13 protein-coding genes are annotated in these 15,754 nt (G+C 42.0%); 7 read left to right on the top strand and 6 right to left on the bottom strand.

Annotated features, from left to right (window positions below):
- Nucleotides 1–24: 24 nt before the first annotated feature.
- Both AC58PQ_RS20980 and AC58PQ_RS20975 read right to left on the bottom strand, forming a co-directional pair.
- Nucleotides 25–2,079, bottom strand: a complete 2,055-nt coding sequence (locus AC58PQ_RS20980; protein ID WP_497244953.1) for a PAS domain S-box protein — start codon at nt 2,077–2,079, stop codon at nt 25–27.
- Nucleotides 2,080–2,213: 134 nt separating this feature from the next.
- Entirely contained in the window at nt 2,214–2,786 is a 573-nt protein-coding gene (locus AC58PQ_RS20975; RefSeq protein WP_497244951.1) for a DoxX family membrane protein, read from the bottom strand.
- Between the two features lie 288 nt (nt 2,787–3,074).
- On the opposite strand from AC58PQ_RS20975, the gene AC58PQ_RS20970 reads away from it, so the two are divergent.
- Nucleotides 3,075–6,176: an S-layer homology domain-containing protein gene (locus tag AC58PQ_RS20970; RefSeq protein WP_497244949.1), complete on the top strand. Its 3,102-nt coding sequence runs from the start codon at nt 3,075–3,077 to the stop codon at nt 6,174–6,176.
- Between the two features lie 81 nt (nt 6,177–6,257).
- Here AC58PQ_RS20970 and AC58PQ_RS20965 read toward each other — a convergent pair whose 3' ends face one another.
- Nucleotides 6,258–7,709, bottom strand: a complete 1,452-nt coding sequence (locus AC58PQ_RS20965; protein ID WP_497244947.1) for an HD-GYP domain-containing protein — start codon at nt 7,707–7,709, stop codon at nt 6,258–6,260.
- Between the two features lie 376 nt (nt 7,710–8,085).
- Between AC58PQ_RS20965 and AC58PQ_RS20960 the strand changes: the two genes are divergently transcribed.
- From AC58PQ_RS20960 to AC58PQ_RS20940, 5 genes are all read left to right on the top strand, one after another.
- Entirely contained in the window at nt 8,086–10,614 is a 2,529-nt protein-coding gene (locus AC58PQ_RS20960; protein ID WP_497244945.1) for a PAS domain S-box protein, read from the top strand.
- A gap of 217 nt (nt 10,615–10,831) precedes the next feature.
- Nucleotides 10,832–10,978 (top strand): cytochrome c oxidase subunit 2A, encoded by a 147-nt coding sequence (locus tag AC58PQ_RS20955; protein ID WP_497244943.1) that lies wholly within the window; start codon nt 10,832–10,834, stop codon nt 10,976–10,978.
- A gap of 24 nt (nt 10,979–11,002) precedes the next feature.
- The gene (locus tag AC58PQ_RS20950) at nt 11,003–11,476 is read left to right on the top strand and encodes a cytochrome c oxidase subunit II (RefSeq protein ID WP_497244941.1); all 474 of its coding nucleotides are present in this window, start codon (nt 11,003–11,005) and stop codon (nt 11,474–11,476) included.
- A gap of 30 nt (nt 11,477–11,506) precedes the next feature.
- Entirely contained in the window at nt 11,507–13,177 is a 1,671-nt protein-coding gene (locus AC58PQ_RS20945) for a b(o/a)3-type cytochrome-c oxidase subunit 1 (RefSeq protein ID WP_497244939.1), read from the top strand.
- A gap of 64 nt (nt 13,178–13,241) precedes the next feature.
- The gene (locus AC58PQ_RS20940; protein WP_497244937.1) at nt 13,242–13,601 is read left to right on the top strand and encodes a c-type cytochrome; all 360 of its coding nucleotides are present in this window, start codon (nt 13,242–13,244) and stop codon (nt 13,599–13,601) included.
- A gap of 153 nt (nt 13,602–13,754) precedes the next feature.
- On the opposite strand, the gene AC58PQ_RS20935 is transcribed toward AC58PQ_RS20940, so the two are convergent.
- The 3 genes from AC58PQ_RS20935 to AC58PQ_RS20925 form a co-directional block, all read right to left on the bottom strand.
- Nucleotides 13,755–14,135 carry a DUF2752 domain-containing protein gene (locus AC58PQ_RS20935; RefSeq protein WP_497245032.1) on the bottom strand — a complete coding sequence of 127 codons (381 nt, stop codon included), beginning with the start codon at nt 14,133–14,135 and terminating at the stop codon, nt 13,755–13,757.
- 7 nt (nt 14,136–14,142) lie between these two features.
- On the bottom strand, nt 14,143–14,481 hold the full coding sequence (locus AC58PQ_RS20930) for a DUF4234 domain-containing protein (protein ID WP_497244935.1): 339 nt from the start codon (nt 14,479–14,481) through the stop codon (nt 14,143–14,145).
- Nucleotides 14,482–14,616: 135 nt separating this feature from the next.
- Nucleotides 14,617–14,832, bottom strand: a complete 216-nt coding sequence (locus tag AC58PQ_RS20925) for a hypothetical protein (protein WP_497244933.1) — start codon at nt 14,830–14,832, stop codon at nt 14,617–14,619.
- A 298-nt stretch (nt 14,833–15,130) separates the two neighbouring features.
- Between AC58PQ_RS20925 and AC58PQ_RS20920 the strand changes: the two genes are divergently transcribed.
- Nucleotides 15,131–15,733, top strand: a complete 603-nt coding sequence (locus AC58PQ_RS20920) for a class I SAM-dependent methyltransferase (RefSeq protein WP_497244931.1) — start codon at nt 15,131–15,133, stop codon at nt 15,731–15,733.
- The last annotated feature ends 21 nt before the right edge of the window (nt 15,734–15,754 follow it).

The raw sequence follows: 15,754 nt of genomic DNA, 5'->3' as shown, positions 1-15,754 counted from the left end.
TGCCTTAGAGCCATGTTTAACCTATTATTCTGGTTTTGGTACATATATCGAGTAACAGTTCTTTCCATTTTCTTTTGCTTGATAAAGGGCATCATCAACATGGCTAAGGAGTAATGTATATTCTTCACCGTCATCGGGGCACATAGCGATACCAATACTTGTTGATGCTTTTATTGATAAATCATCAACATAAAGTGGTGTATGTAGCGATTCTATAATTTTATTTGCGATTGTCGTCAAATCCGCTACATCGGATATATTCGGAACAATTATTGCAAATTCGTCACCACCCAAACGCGCTGCTAGATCCTCTTCCTTTAATGCGGTTTTGATTTTTTCGGCCACAAAAATTAGAAGCTTGTCCCCAATTAAATGACCATAAGTATCATTTACTTCTTTGAATTTATCTAAATCAAGGAACATGATTCCAAATGGAATTTTTGACACATTGGCAATCTGTATTTCCTGCCTAACTCTTTCGTCAAAATGCCTCCTGTTGGCAAGCTTGGTTAAATGGTCGTAATAAGCCAATGTATGAACTTCAAATTCCGCTTTCTTTTTGTCCGTTATGTCAAAGCGAATGGACAGGTATTGTGAGAGTTTTCCACTGTCATCGTAAATCGGGACGATGGTCGAATGAACCCAGTAGAACAAACCGCTTTTGGCTTTATTGCAAATATCTCTGCGCCAAACTTTACCGTTGGAAATGGTTTCCCACATATCTGCATAGAAGGCATCGGGATGATAGCCAGACTTTAAGAGACGGTGATTTTGACCAATTAACTCTTCCGCAGTGTAGCCGGAAATATTACAGAACATTTCGTTGGCATAAACAATATTGCCTTTTAAGTCGGAAATAGAAACAATGCTTGAGTGGTCGATGGCATATTTTAAATTTGATAGTTGGTTAACCGATAAGCTTAATTTTTCTTCGGTTTTTTTTCTCTCAGTTATTTCGTATCGAATGGACATGTATTCGGTTATCTGACCATTCTCATTATAATTAGGAACAATCGTAGTATAAACCCAATAGATAGAACCATCTTTTGCTTTGTTGCAAACATCGCCTCGCCATATTTTGCCGCTGGTAATGGTTTGCCACATATCCACGAAAAGTGCATCGGAGTGGTAACCTGATTTTAGGATACGGTGGTTTTGTCCCAGCAATTCCTCCTTTGAATATTTGGAAATCATACAGAATTTTTCGTTTATATATGTGATCTTTCCGTTTAAATCAGCAAAAGAAACAATTGCTGACTGGTCGAGTGCATATTTGATGTTACTCAATTGATTTATCGAAGATTTTAATTTTTCTTCTGCCATCTTTTTATCCGTAATATTGAAGCGAATAGATAGATAAGAGGTAATTTCTTTTTTCTCGTTTAAAATTGGCACTATCGTTGAATAAACCCAATATAATGAGCCGTCTTTAGCAGTATTGCAAAAGTCACCACGCCAAACTTTACCACCAACAATGGTTTCCCACATTTCTTTATAGTATGAATCAGGGTGAACACCTGATTTTAATATACGATGGTTCTTTCCAAGTAGTTCTTCTTTGGTGTATTTTGAAACCTTACAAAACATTTCATTAGCATAAGTGATATTTCCCTCAAGGTCTGAAAAAGAGAGAATCGTAGATTGGTCAAGGGCATATTTGTAGTTTGACAGTTCATATCGATTGGAATTAGATTGATTTTCGATTGCTTTTTTAGCTGTGAGATCTCGGACAACACCCATAAATACAGAATGTGTTTTATAAAAAGTTTGTGTACCCGAAATGGAAATATTAATTATTTTATTTATCTTTGTGCAAGCACGAATTTCAAATTTTACTTTTTTAGCGCTTTTATCATGTAATATGTTAGTAAAATCAATTAAATCATCTTGGTGGATGATATTTGAAATGGGCATGTTTGTGAGTTCTAGTTGTGAGTATCCCAAAATACTCGAAAAAGCTGAATTAGCATACTGCAAACAAAAATCTTCAATCAATACCACACCATCATCAGAGTCATCCAATAAATGTGAGATAAGTAAGTCTTTTAGATCAGAATCAAATTCATGTATTCTAACCATTTTTTATAAAAAACCTCCCGAATTCTTTCCTCTGTACGCCATCAACTTTTTTCTGTCCAGTTTATCCTAACTCCATTCGGCATATTCGCCGTTAGCCCCACTTACGGTGAAGGCTAGCCCGGTGACTCCTAAGGCTAATCTCGGCGCCGGAACTCCCAAGGAGTTCCGAGCATCGGAAGCGCCCATCGGTCAAGCCCATACCAACCAGCCACTTTCCAAGCCATAACTAGCCAAGTCGCGAGAATAAAAAGAATCGGGTTTGTGCTGAGCGTTCCGGCGAGCAAGTAGCTGATATTCATGAGTCCCCCGAAAAACGCGGCAATTCCGGTTAAAAGGCCGAGAATCAGTCCGAGCCCGACAAGCAGCTCGCCAATAGCGACCACGTAAGAGAAAACTTTTGCATTCGGAAGCACGGTGTGCTCCAGATAATTCGCGTACCAGCCCGAAACGTCGGCTTTACCGGTTGTCACTGCAGACTTGGCGATAGCACCTTTAATAAAACCTTGAAGGGCAGTTCCGGCTTTATCGCCGGTCCAAACCTCTGAATTGAATTTTCCCCAACCTGCACTGAGCCACTGATATCCGACATACAGACGAATGATAAGCCAAATCCATGCAGAGTTGGTGCTGGAAAAAAGAAAATGGGAAACAGGGTTGTCTTTGAAGACAATTTCCTTTCCATATTTTTGATCGACGTTTTTAACCATCCATCTCACTCCTAAGTTTAAATATTGTCCTCCAATCCAAAATTTATCATTCCACTTATCAAAAAGGCTATCCCAAAAGGATAGCCTAAAGTTTGTCGTTACAGACAGCGGGGTGAACCGTATCACAAGTGAGGCAAATTATTTAGCGAAAGATTACTACTCTGATTCAGCGTCAACTTCAACGATCAACGATCAACGATTTATGCCGGCAGCCGTAAGAATAATACGGGGACGCTTAGCTAATTCTAGGGATAAATAGATCATTAAGTTGTCGAAGGGGTTAATCTGATGAATCGAAAACATGTGGGCGTATTTCTAATTGCCTTTGTTTTGCTCATTCATGTAACGGGCTGCAACAAACATGAGAATCCCGAATCCCTAGCTAATAATCATTCCCAATCGAACAATAATAAGTCAATCCGCATATACAACGACAACACTGCAAGTCCATCTCCCAATCAATACGTTGCCAGCCTAACCTTCTTTTCAGATGTTCCGTCCGACTATTGGGCACGATCAGCAATTAACAATTGGAAAGACCGTGGTGTTGTTGGGGGGTATTCTAACGGTACATTTAAGCCCAACCAATATATGACTCGTGCAGAAATTGCACAAGTTTTCACTAATTTAATGGGCTATACCTATCTATCCAGCTCAGCCTACTCGGACGTTAAGCACGCTGAATGGTATTATAAAGCTGTAGCTTTAGCGACTGAAGCAGATTTGATGAGCGGAACAGGTAACGCTCAATTCGACCCTAATGGTCCTGTGACTCGTGAACAATTAGCTCTAATTTTTGCCAATGCGTTTAATATTGAAGGCAGTCATGCCAATGCCGATTTTAAGGATCTATCCAGCATAAGTCCTTGGGCTTTGCCCTATATAAATGCTCTTTATACAAGAGGGTATGTTTCTGGCATGGGAAACGGATACTATAACCCCAAAGCTCCGGCAACAAGAGCGCATGTGTTGCGAATTCTTGACAACATGGTTGCCGCATACTACACGGCCCCATCTGAAACAGCCCATGCAAGCGGCATGATTAACGGTAATGTGATTGTAAAATCTACGGACATTGCACTTAGCAACGCAAATATTACCGGTGATTTAATTGTTGCCGAAGGTGTAGGCGAAGGTGATTTTACATTAGACAATACGAATGTTGGGGGCCAACTGATTGTGCGTGGCGGTGGCCCTAATTCAATCCATATTAATGGACACTCTAATGTTCAAAAAGTAAATACGGAGAAATCGGGTACGAGCCCTGTCTCTGTTAAAGTATCAGTTACAGCAAGCGTAGATACAATTGAAACCCACAAAGGGAATACGAATGTTTCGGGGCCTGTTCATACCGTTGTAGTGGGCGGCGGCTCCACGAAATTAGTTGGCGCCACTGTCAATACGGTTAGTGTTCCGATTGAAAATGTAACGCTTATCATTGACCAAAACTCTAAAGCTTCTGCATTAACAGTAGCTGCTAATGCAAGTGTAAATGTGGATGGGCAAGTTACAGACTTGACGGTTACAGAGCGTGCTGAAAATGCAAAAGTAACGGCGGGTACAAATGCTGTTGTTTCCAGTCTTACAGTCAATACAAATGCAAGTGTTGCTGTTTATGGTAAAATTGCAGCTTTTAACGTAAGCAAAGATGCGCCATCTGCAACTGTTGCTGTTGCGACTACCGCAGTTGTAGACTCCATGGTAATTAACGCGCCTATCACAGTCGACAACAAAGGTATGATATCCAATGTTGCTGCCAATAAAAGCGGGATCGTTGTTTTGGGTAAACCGCCAGTAACAACGGAGGTTGCAAGCGGAGCAACTGCACCAACCAATGGCAGCGGCGATCCGATTGTTAGTACTCCACAACCACCTAAAACCAATGCAGCAGCTCCTGCAATCACCAACGACATTTCAACAGAAGTCGTTCAATATATAAGGGGTGATTCGACTATTGCAGCAGCTTTAGACGCAACCGCAACCTCATCGGATGGCGGAACTGTAACCTACCAATGGTATAAGAATGCAATAGGCGATATTAACACGGAAAGCGATATACAACTAGGAACAAACGCAACATTAACACCGGATTTAACGACTAAAGGCATAACATATTATTATTGCGTAGTCACAAATACGAACAACGCAGCCAATGGCAACCGAACAGCTACTGTAATTTCTAAAGTCGCCAAAATCTTTGTTGCAGATCCATGGGATGGTGAATCAGCAACATACGACTGGTACAGTACAGAAACCACTGACACCTATAAAATAAAAACAGCGACTGATTTTGCTGGATTTGCAAGGATTATAAATGGAACAGCACCTAACATCGCTCAAAGTAGTTTTGATCATAAAACGGTTATTATGGAGAACGTAATTGATTTAAACAATAAACCGTGGACGCCTATTGGAAATACGAAAAGCGATGGGGCCACAACAACGAAGAATATTTTCAAAGGGACTTTTGACGGTTACAATCGAACCATCTCTGGCTTGAAGATTAACGGAGACACCTCAGATTATTATGGCATGTTTTATATTGTAGATGATGCAGTTTTAAAAAGTATAGTCATCACGGACGCCGAAGTGAATACAACGGGTTGGGCAGGAATACTAGCAGGAAGAATAAATCATTCAATTATTGATCATGTCACGGTTGCTGGAAATATCCGTGCGAGCGGCATTAATGTTAAGATCGCCGGAATTGTTGAATATGCACACGATAGTCAAATTACTAATACTACAAACTATGCGACTGTTAGTATCGCAGGTGGAGATGGCGCAGAAGGAGAGGACATGGTTTATGCGGCGGGTATCGTTGCAGAATTAAATGCAGGAACCATTCGTGATTCTGAAAACAGAGGAAATATAACAGCAACGCATACGACTTCTCTTGCCAATCTATTGGATAGTTACACTTACATTGGTGGAATTGTCAGCATCGCTAAAAATGGATCGTCCATTAGCCATGCTAATAATTACGGTAACATTGATGCGACTGGAGGAAGCTATTCCACAGCTGCAGGTATTGTAGCGGATCTATGGTGGGAAGCTAAAGGTGCTCAAAGTGTCGATAACTGTGCCAACTTAGGAAATGTTACCGTTCAAAGTGATGATACGTATGCAGCGGGAATCGTTGGTGAGTCTTACGCGGACCAAGACTTCCCTCAAAATGTAACAAACAATACAAACAGCGGAAGAATCTATATTCACTCAAGTGAGACTAACGGTGATTATGTACCGGCTTTAGCAGGTATTATCGGATGGTCCAGTGATTCAACCCATGTAACCGTTAGTAATAATACAAATAACGGAACCCTGACACACGAAGGTAGACCAATTGATCCTAATGCTAATGAATTATATGGAAACTTCAATAAACCATAATTCAGAAGACGAGAAGAAGATGACCACTTGTGAGTACTTGAGTACAGGGGTCATCTTTTGATTTTTTTGAGGATAATCTGCTTAATCTTTAAAAGTTTCTTTAATTCTAATGATGCGGTCTAAACTACTCAGAAAAGCATCTACAACTGAAGCGTCAAATTGTTTGTCCTTTTCGCGCACAATGAGATCAACGGCCTCTTCTATAGACCAAGCTTTCTTATAGGGACGAACGCTAGTCAATGCATCGAACACATCGGCCACGGACACGATCTTGGAAGCGATATGAATTTGACTTCCCGTCAATCCTCTCGGATAGCCTTGCCCATCTACGCGTTCATGGTGTTCTAACGCAATCATTTTGGCCAATACAAGAACTTCTGAGACTTGGTTTCCGATGATATCATATCCAATTTGCGGATGAGTCTTCATGATATCGAATTCACGCGGCTCAAATTTGGCAGGTTTTTGAATAATTTCATCTGGAATACCGATTTTTCCGAGGTCATGCAAGGAAGCTGCCATGCGAATCAGCCCCGCGGTTTGAATATCCAAACGAAGCGCCAAAGCGATTTCGTAACAATATTCGCGAACTCTGTTGACATGCAGACCCGTTTCGTTATCTTTATATTCCCCGGCGCGGGCTAGGACATTAATTGTTTCTGTTTGCGTATCGCTTAATGATTTTTTGGTTCGGTTAAGCTCTTCGATCGTCTCATCTCTTGATTGAAGAAGATTTTCCAAATAAGCCTTATTCGTAGACGACAAATTAAAAAACCTCCTGATAATGTAAATCAATGCAATAAAAAAAATGACCGTAAACACAGAAGTCGAGACTGTTACTAATTTAAGTTGGCTCTCATAAGTATTCGTTTCTTGCAACGTTCGATGATCAATATCGACTAAAAGCTTATTAATTGGCTTTAAAATATTTAGTTTGGCTTGATTATATCTCTCGTCTAGCAAGATCCTCATTGCAAAATCGTAAAAATCCTCATTGTCCCGCATCAGCTTTTTTACGTCTTCATTTACTTTTCCGCCTTTCGCGTAAATTGCTATTTTCTCGATATAAGTCAACTCATCGGACTTTTCTAAAGCCTCATTCAGCTGTAATAATTCCGCCGATTTCAGTCCTGAACGTATAAATAAATTTTTGAGCGAGATTTGTTCACCATAATGAACCGGAGCATCGGGATCGATCAAGCGGAAATCCAAAGTCGTTTTGTCATAATCTACGGGCCTTGGCAGCTCGCCATCTCTTATTTTGATCGTGTCAAAATAAAACGCTTTGTATTTCTCTTCACCCGTAACCACATAAAAGCGAGCAAACGATGACAGGTTTTTGGAACTTTCTTTCAGTTCGTTGGCCAATTGATAGAGCGTAAACCGCTCCTCATTGATTTGAATCAACGTATTCTGATTAGCAATCAACAATCGGGCTAAAATCGCAAAAATACAAGCCGAAGCGATAATAAAAATGACCATCACTCGGATATTTTTTTTGAGCAAGTTATCTTTTTCTAAAGGTGTGTTCATGGTGTCAGTACCCCTATTGGCAATGTTTGTAGAGCATCCTGTTAATTAATGTGTATGTGATATTTTCCACCATCCAACTCACTCCTTAGTTTGTAAGATTTCTCAATCTAGGGTTCTCATCTTTTGCTTTTTTAAACAGACTGCGCGGTGAACCACCGCCAGTGCCGGGAATAGGAAGAATGTTCTGTTCCTCCAGAGTTAATAATAATTGAAATAACAGAAACGTACCCATTCTATACAGATGAAACGATAGTTAGTTAGTCGAATACAGAAACTAGGAGAAGAAATGAAATTCAATGGCATTGCACAAGAATTACAATTTGAATGAATTCAAGGATATTTTTTTCCACAGAACATTTAAGGTGTTGGTATAATAATGAAAATTGAACTAAATAATTTAGAAACATATTTCGAGCTTTTTTTCGCAAATGCTCCGAATCCTGTCATGGTCACACGATTACGTGATGGTATGATTATGATGATAAATCAGGCCTTCACGACGATATACGGGTATACACGGGAAGATGCTGTTGGAAAGACGACTTTAGATATAAAAAATTTAGACAATGTTGAACATCGCGAAGCTATTTTGCAGGAGATTCTGGAAAAAGGGTTTTGCGAGAACAGAGAGATAAGAAGTAACACTAAAAGTGGCGAACACATTTTTATGATGATTTCTGGCAAGAGCTTCACAATGGAAGACGAACCATATGCGATTCTTTTTGGGAATGACATCACAGATCGAGAAATGCTCGAGCGGATTTTAAGGAAAAGTGAGGAACAATATCGGATCCTGTTTGACAATGCAAGCGATATGATTTTCGTTTTGCAGAACGAGAAAATATCCATTTGCAACGACATGACGGAGCAGATAACGGGATATACGAAGTCGGAGTTGATGATGCTCAATCCGTATGATCTTACTCACCCAGACGATCGAGAAAGGATTAATAAGAATCACCTTGGACGATTAAGTGGAGAACAAGTTGAGCCTGCACAGTTTTATCGCTTGATTAGGAAAGATCAGTCTGTTCGATGGGTCGAAGTACGCTCTATTAAGATTAATTGGGAGAACAATGATGCAAGTTTAAATCTAGTGAGCGACATAACGGAGCGGAAAAAAACAGAGGAATTGCTTCAAAAGAGCGAGGAAAAGTACCGGGTATTGTTCGAGAATGCGCGAGAAATGATTTTCGTTGTGCAGGATGGCAAAATTCAAATATGCAACGAGATCGCGGAGCAAATATTGGGCTATACCAAGTCTGAGCTGCTCGCAATTTCGCCTTTCGACCTTGTTCATCCGGACGAGCGGACGCTAATTATGGAAAACCATGTAAGGCGTATAAGCGGCGAAGTGTTCGAGTCGACCTACATTTTTAGACTTATCCGGAAAGACGGTTCCGTTCGATGGGTCGAAATGCGCTCGATCAAAATCGAGTGGGAGAACAAGGATGCAACTTTAAATCTAATAAGCGACATAACAGATCGGAAGTCCGAAGAAGAGATTCTAGAACAGAGCGAAGAACACTTCAGACTCTTGGTGACGCAGATGCAATTGGGGGTGGGCCTCCATGAAGTCATCACCGACGAGAACGGAAACCCCGTTGATTGGCGCTACATAAGCGTGAATAAAAGCTTTGAGAAGGTAACGGGACTCCGTGAAGAAGACATCATCGGCAAGAGGTTGACCGAAGTTCTGCCCGACCCCGATGTGTTCTGGATTAAAGCGCTTGGCGGCGTCGCGCTTAGCGGCAGACCGGTTCATTTCGAGCGATATTCGGAAAAGCTCGGCAAATTTTTCAACGTCTATGCGTATTCGCCAAGAAAAAATCAGTGTGCGGTCATTATGAGCGACATCACGGAAAAAAAGAAAGCGGAGGAAGAGATCGCGTTTTTGAGTTATCACGACCAGCTTACGGGGCTATACAATCGCAGATATTATGAACTGGAAATGAAGAAGCTGGACGAGCATGCCGGTCCCGTAACATTGGTATATGCCGACTTGAACGGGTTAAAGCTGGCTAATGACGCATTCGGACACGCGGCTGGAGATGCGTTGCTGAAGAGCGCTGCGAATGTTTTCAGAAGCGTATGCCGCAAAGACGATATCATCGCAAGAATCGGCGGCGACGAGTTCGTTGTTTTGTTGCCGAATACCGATGAAATTCGTGCGAAAGAAATCCTAAGGCGAATTCATGAGGCCATTGCGCAAGAGAAAACTTACGATGTCGTCTTCTCGATGTCCATGGGGTTCGCGGTCAAGAAAGACGCTTCGGTCGATATGAATGAAATTTACAATCAAGCGGAAGATCATATGTATCAAAACAAATTTGCTGAAAGCGAAGAGATGAAGAGAAAGACGATTCAGTTCACCTTGGACCGGATGTATACGGATTTTGCAGGCGAAATGGAGCATTCGCGGCGCGTAAGCGCCCTTTGCAAAGCGATCGCGTTTGAGCTCGAATGGGAGCAGGAAGAGATCGAGAAAATCGGAATCGCCGGCCTTGTGCTTGACATAGGCAAAGTCGCAGTCTATAGCGGTTTGCAAGATGTCGATCAAGATGACACAAAGGAAAAGCGCCATTCCGAAGTGGGTTATCGCATTTTAAATTCGGTAGATGAATATGCCGATATTGCAAAATATGTGCTTGAACATCATGAGCAATGGGATGGAAAGGGATACCCGAAGGGATTAAAAGGGGAAGAAATTTCCTTGCAGGCTAGAATCATAGCGGTTGCCGATGCTTACGAAAAAATGGTATCGAGAAGGACTAGTCACCAGGCTTTAAGTATGGAAGGGGCTTTGAACGAAATACGGAACCAAGCCGGCAAACAGTTTGATCCTGATATTGTGGAATTATTTGCGGAGAAAGTGTTCTGGAAGATCCAAGATCACATTTTTTAACGCTGTAAAAAATCCATCGCATGAGCGGAACGTGGTTATTATTGAAACGGAGCACTGTCATTGGTCAATACCACAACACCGCCAAATTAAGAGGTCCCGAATGGGGCCTCTTTCCGTTATGCGAAATATTAGTAATTTTCATTTAGCACCGCATATTTCCATTTTTATTAGTAAATTATAACTTTATTGAGGTTGTACATTAGAGGAGGAGTCTAGTTTGGCGAATCGTTCTCGGGAAGAAGCTCGCAAAGATGTAGGCGAGGATGAGCAACTGAAAGGAACCTTTGCTTCAGTTCTTATGATCGGGGGATTTATCCTTGTTTTATGGGTGGTCATTTTCGTGCTGTATTGGGTTAGACAATAAACGTATTCGAGGAGGAAAAGCCAGATGATTGATCATTTGCCTCGTTATGAACGGCTATGGTTGTTAATCGGGACAGGTTCCATTTTTGTATTTCTTATCATTCTCGGAGTTTTGGGGGTATCGCTGGGCCTGAATCCGCCGGGGCATATGCATACGATTGACGCCGAAAAAGTAAAAACCACGGTTCCTTTTGATAAGCCCGCTCTCATGCAGACCGGACCTAATGAATACAGAGCCACGATGGTTGCCGAAACGTTCGCATTTACGCCGGGGGAGATCGTTATTCCAAAGGGAGCTACAGTACATTTTAAAATCACAAGCCCTGACGTCGTTCATGGCCTATTGATTCCAAACACCAATGTGAATATTATGGTCGTTCCAGGTCATATCGCCGAATTCGACTATACGTTCAAGAATAGCGGAGATTACGCCATGTTGTGCCATGAATACTGCGGAATTGGTCATCACATGATGATGGGGAAACTGGTTGTCCAATAAATTGGCCATTTATTATCGGAGGCGTACAATATGCACAATCTACATAGTGAAGAAAGTTTTATGTTTAACCCCAAAGACCGCAGGCTTATCCTGTCCCATCTGGGCGTCTCATTTGTAGCAATCTTCGTCGGGGCCATAGCCGGCTTATTGCAGGGACTGCAACGGACTGGGTACATAGATTTGCCGGCGCCGATCGAGTATTATCAGCTGCTTACTGTACACGGGGTGATGATGGCGCTGATCTTCACCACATTCTTCATCATCGGGTTCCTCTACTCTGGAGTAGCGAAAACGCTTGGAGGCAGCCTGCAGAGCGGACCGCGTATGACGGCTTGGCTAGGCTTCTATTTGATGGTGATCGGTACGATCTTGGCTACAATAAAAATACTTAGCAACGACGCAAGCGTACTGTATACGTTTTATGCGCCGCTTAAGGCTGATCCGCTCTTTTATATCGGAATGGCTTTGGTGGTTGTCGGCAGTTGGTTGAGTGGCTTTGCTATTTTTGCGGCATATGGCAGGTGGAGGCGCGCAAATCGAGGGCAACCGTCCCCATTATTCGCATACATGGCTGTTGCAACGATGGTACTATGGCAAATCTGTACAATCGGCGTGGCTGTGGAAGTCGTATTTCAATTGATCCCATGGTCGCTGGGCTGGACAGACCGTATCAACGTGGAGCTTAGCCGGACGCTATTCTGGTACTTCGGCCATCCGCTCGTATATTTCTGGCTTTTGCCGGCTTATATATACTGGTACGTGAACGTACCGCAGATCATCGGCGGTAAAATATTCAGCGACTCGCTGCCGCGGTTGACGTTCATTTTGTTTATCCTTTATTCGGTTCCGGTCGGCTTTCACCATCAATTAATGGAGCCTGGAATCTCATCGTTCTGGAAGTATTTGCAGGTCGTATTAACGATGCTCGTTGTCATTCCATCCTTAATGACGGCTTTCTCGATGATGGCGACTTTTGAGATTGCCGGCAGGGAAAAAGGAGCAAAAGGCTTGTTTGGTTTCTTTCGCAAGCTTCCTTTCCACGATGCCCGATTTTTCGCTGCTTTTGTTGGCATGGTTATTTTCATACCGGCTGGCGCAGGCGGCGTAATCAACGCTAGCTACCAATTGGATCAAGTGGTGCACAATACGTTATGGATCACGGGTCATTTTCACTTAACGGTAGCATCGACAGTGGCACTAACATTTTTCGCCATCAGTTACACGCTGTTCCCATCTCTTACTGGTCGCAAAGTAACGAAATTTGCCAATCGTTTAGGCATCTGGCACACAATTATATGGGCTCTCGGCATGTTATTTATGTCTATCCCTATGCACATCGTTGGGTTATTAGGAGAACCGCGAAGAACTGCCTATACCACATATATGGATCACCCTGTGGTCTCAACTTGGGCTCCGTATCGTACATTGATGGGCATAGGGAGCATGTTTCTGTTTATAGGCGTGATGTTGTATCTGTTTATTGCGATTTATTTGTGGTTGTTTGCGCCTAAGACAGAGCAGCACGTCGACTTCCCAATCGGGAAAGTACTGGATACCGGCCACAAGCCGCCCGCTATTTATGAACGGTGGAGCGTCTGGGTCGGGCTTACAATTGTACTAGTATTGATTGCCTACGCAATTCCTGTATGGACGATGATTGCTCATTCGTCACCGGGATCGCCTGGGTTCCGAACGTGGTAAAATCGATGCATGAAGGTTCGGATTGTTGTAAAAGCTAATGACGAAGAGCAAGGAGGTTCTCAAAATGAAAAAAATAGCAATACTGCTTATAAGTGTTGTTTGGGTGTTATCGGGTTGTGGGGGCAATAAAAACACGGCATCTCCTAGCCCAATTAGCGCAGGGACGCAAGCTCCCGCAGGAACCGTAGCGGCAAACGCCGATGCAGACGCAATCTATAAAGCAAATTGCATCTCGTGCCATGGCGTTGACCTAGAAGGTAAAATGGGTGGCAAGACGAACTTGCAACACGTAGGCGCTGCGCTTTCCAAGGATCAAATCTCCAACCAGATCACCAACGGCGGCAATGGAATGATGGCGTTTAAAGGAAAACTAAGTGATGATCAAATTAAAGTATTAGCTGATTGGCTTTTTGCTAAGAAATAAGTAATCACTAGCTAGCAAATACACATCATTACCAAGAAGGCACCCGATCATTCGGGTGCCTTCTTCGGAGAAAGTAGAGATTGTAAATTTGATTTTCCAATATTGAGTATACAAAAAAAATCGCCGTTTACCCGTAGCATAAAATGGCTCTTATCAATCGTTTGTTGGAGCTAACCAATGAAATGCCGGAATATTCCTCAATATTCCAAATGTAACGCTCAATATTAACATTACGGTCATCATTAGATTGCTTGTACGCCGCATCTGTTTTTTATTTGCTAATGCGTAAGTAATATATAAAGGGAGAATGAACAACAACAAGGGATTATACCTATAAGCCTGAAAGAAATCTAATTGCAACAAGGAAATAGCAGCCCTCGTTATTCCGCATCCGGGACAATAGAGCCCTGTTAACTCGTGAAATACACAAGGAACTCCAATTTTTATTACCGGTAACCATACTTCTAGATACAAAAACCCACCAACGAAAAGCGAGGAACCCCAAACAAGTTTGGAGTTCCTCTTTGGATTCATCTTAAACTTATGCAAGTTTATTGATATCCGATTGTACCAATGCATGGGTTACGATCCCCAATCCGATGATTGTAAGTATGAGATAAATAGTGGAATTATCGGATACGAGTGCACCTCGTTGACGTTGTGCTTCTGCGACTTGTTTACCGATCTGATAAGACCAGACGAAACTCCAAATACCACAAGTAACCAACGAAAGGAGGAAATGTTTTCCTCCTGTAAATGAGGAGTCTCCACTCAATTTACTAACATCATTCGTCATAACAATGAACCAATAAATGCTGTAGATACCGCATGTGATAAGTGATAGAACGATTGCTAAGCCAACACTTCTTTGTTGAATCATGACACACCCCTAATGTTTTATTATTCCCAAGCTTTAAATATCAACATAAAATAGCAAAATCCGACAATAGTATTATATGAAAATATGTATACAAAAACCATAAGTATTTTCGCTTTAGCAATCATGTGGTAAACTTCACCAATACCGCTCCATAGCCTCAAGCCGCGGGAGCGAAACGCCAAGCGTGCGGGCTTCAGCTAGAATATCGTTCGGGAACTGGGCGAACGATTCGCGTGAAATGTAGGCTGTGCGCTCCATCCTTTCCATTATGGCAGCGGGCACAGAGTTGCCTTTTAATATTTTACTGAACCCACCACCGCCGCCAGGGAAGCTCCATATGATCTGGTCCATAGGCAGTCCCTCTGCGAAGTTATACAGATCGATATACTGGGCGCATTCATTGAAAGCGGCAGAGAGGAAGGGGCAATCGACGCCTCAATTTCTACAGAGACGGTGTTGGAGTTTCTGCACGCCATAGCTGGCATGCAGAATCAATGGGGAACTGCTGCTAGATATAAGGCGAAGGTCAGTGAATTGTACAAGCTTATGCTATACGGTCTGATCGGGCGATGATGGAAATTTTTATAAAAGATGGGGCTATCCCAAAGGTCGGATGTCCATATCTATCGAAAATAGAGGGGAGATAATCATGGGAAATACGGATAAGTTTGAAATGATAGCTACTAGTTATGACACTCCAGAAAGAATCCAAATTGCTAAGGTATCATCGGATGCCATTCGTGAATATGTAGTTGATGCAAATAGTAAGCATGCTATTGATTTTGGGTGTGGGACGGGTCTTGTTGGAATGAGCTTGTTAAACGATTTTAATTCTATGCTTTTTCTGGATACTTCACCCAACATGATCAATCAAATCAAGCAAAAAATTTCTGATGTTAATATTCAGAATGTAGATACATTATGCTTTGATTTTGAAACGGACGATCTAGCGGATTTACATGCTGACTATATTTTTATGGCTCAGGTTCTCCTCCATATTCATGATGTTGAATTCGTTTTATCAAGATTATATGAAGTTCTCAATGAAGGAGGTCATCTACTAATCGTAGATTTTGATAAAAACGAAAAAATAGTTTCAGATCTCGTTCATAACGGATTCTCTCAATTAGAGCTAGCTGACATGATGACTAAAATAGGGTACAGGCATATTCAATCCAAAACTTTTTATTCTGGAAGTAACATATTCATGGGACAAGATGCATCTATGTTTATTCTTGATTCTCAAAAGTAGGCCACCCGTAAAGGATGACCT

Source organism: Paenibacillus sp. J22P143, assembly GCF_059692035.1.
This window is presented reverse-complemented; position numbering and strand designations above follow the sequence as displayed.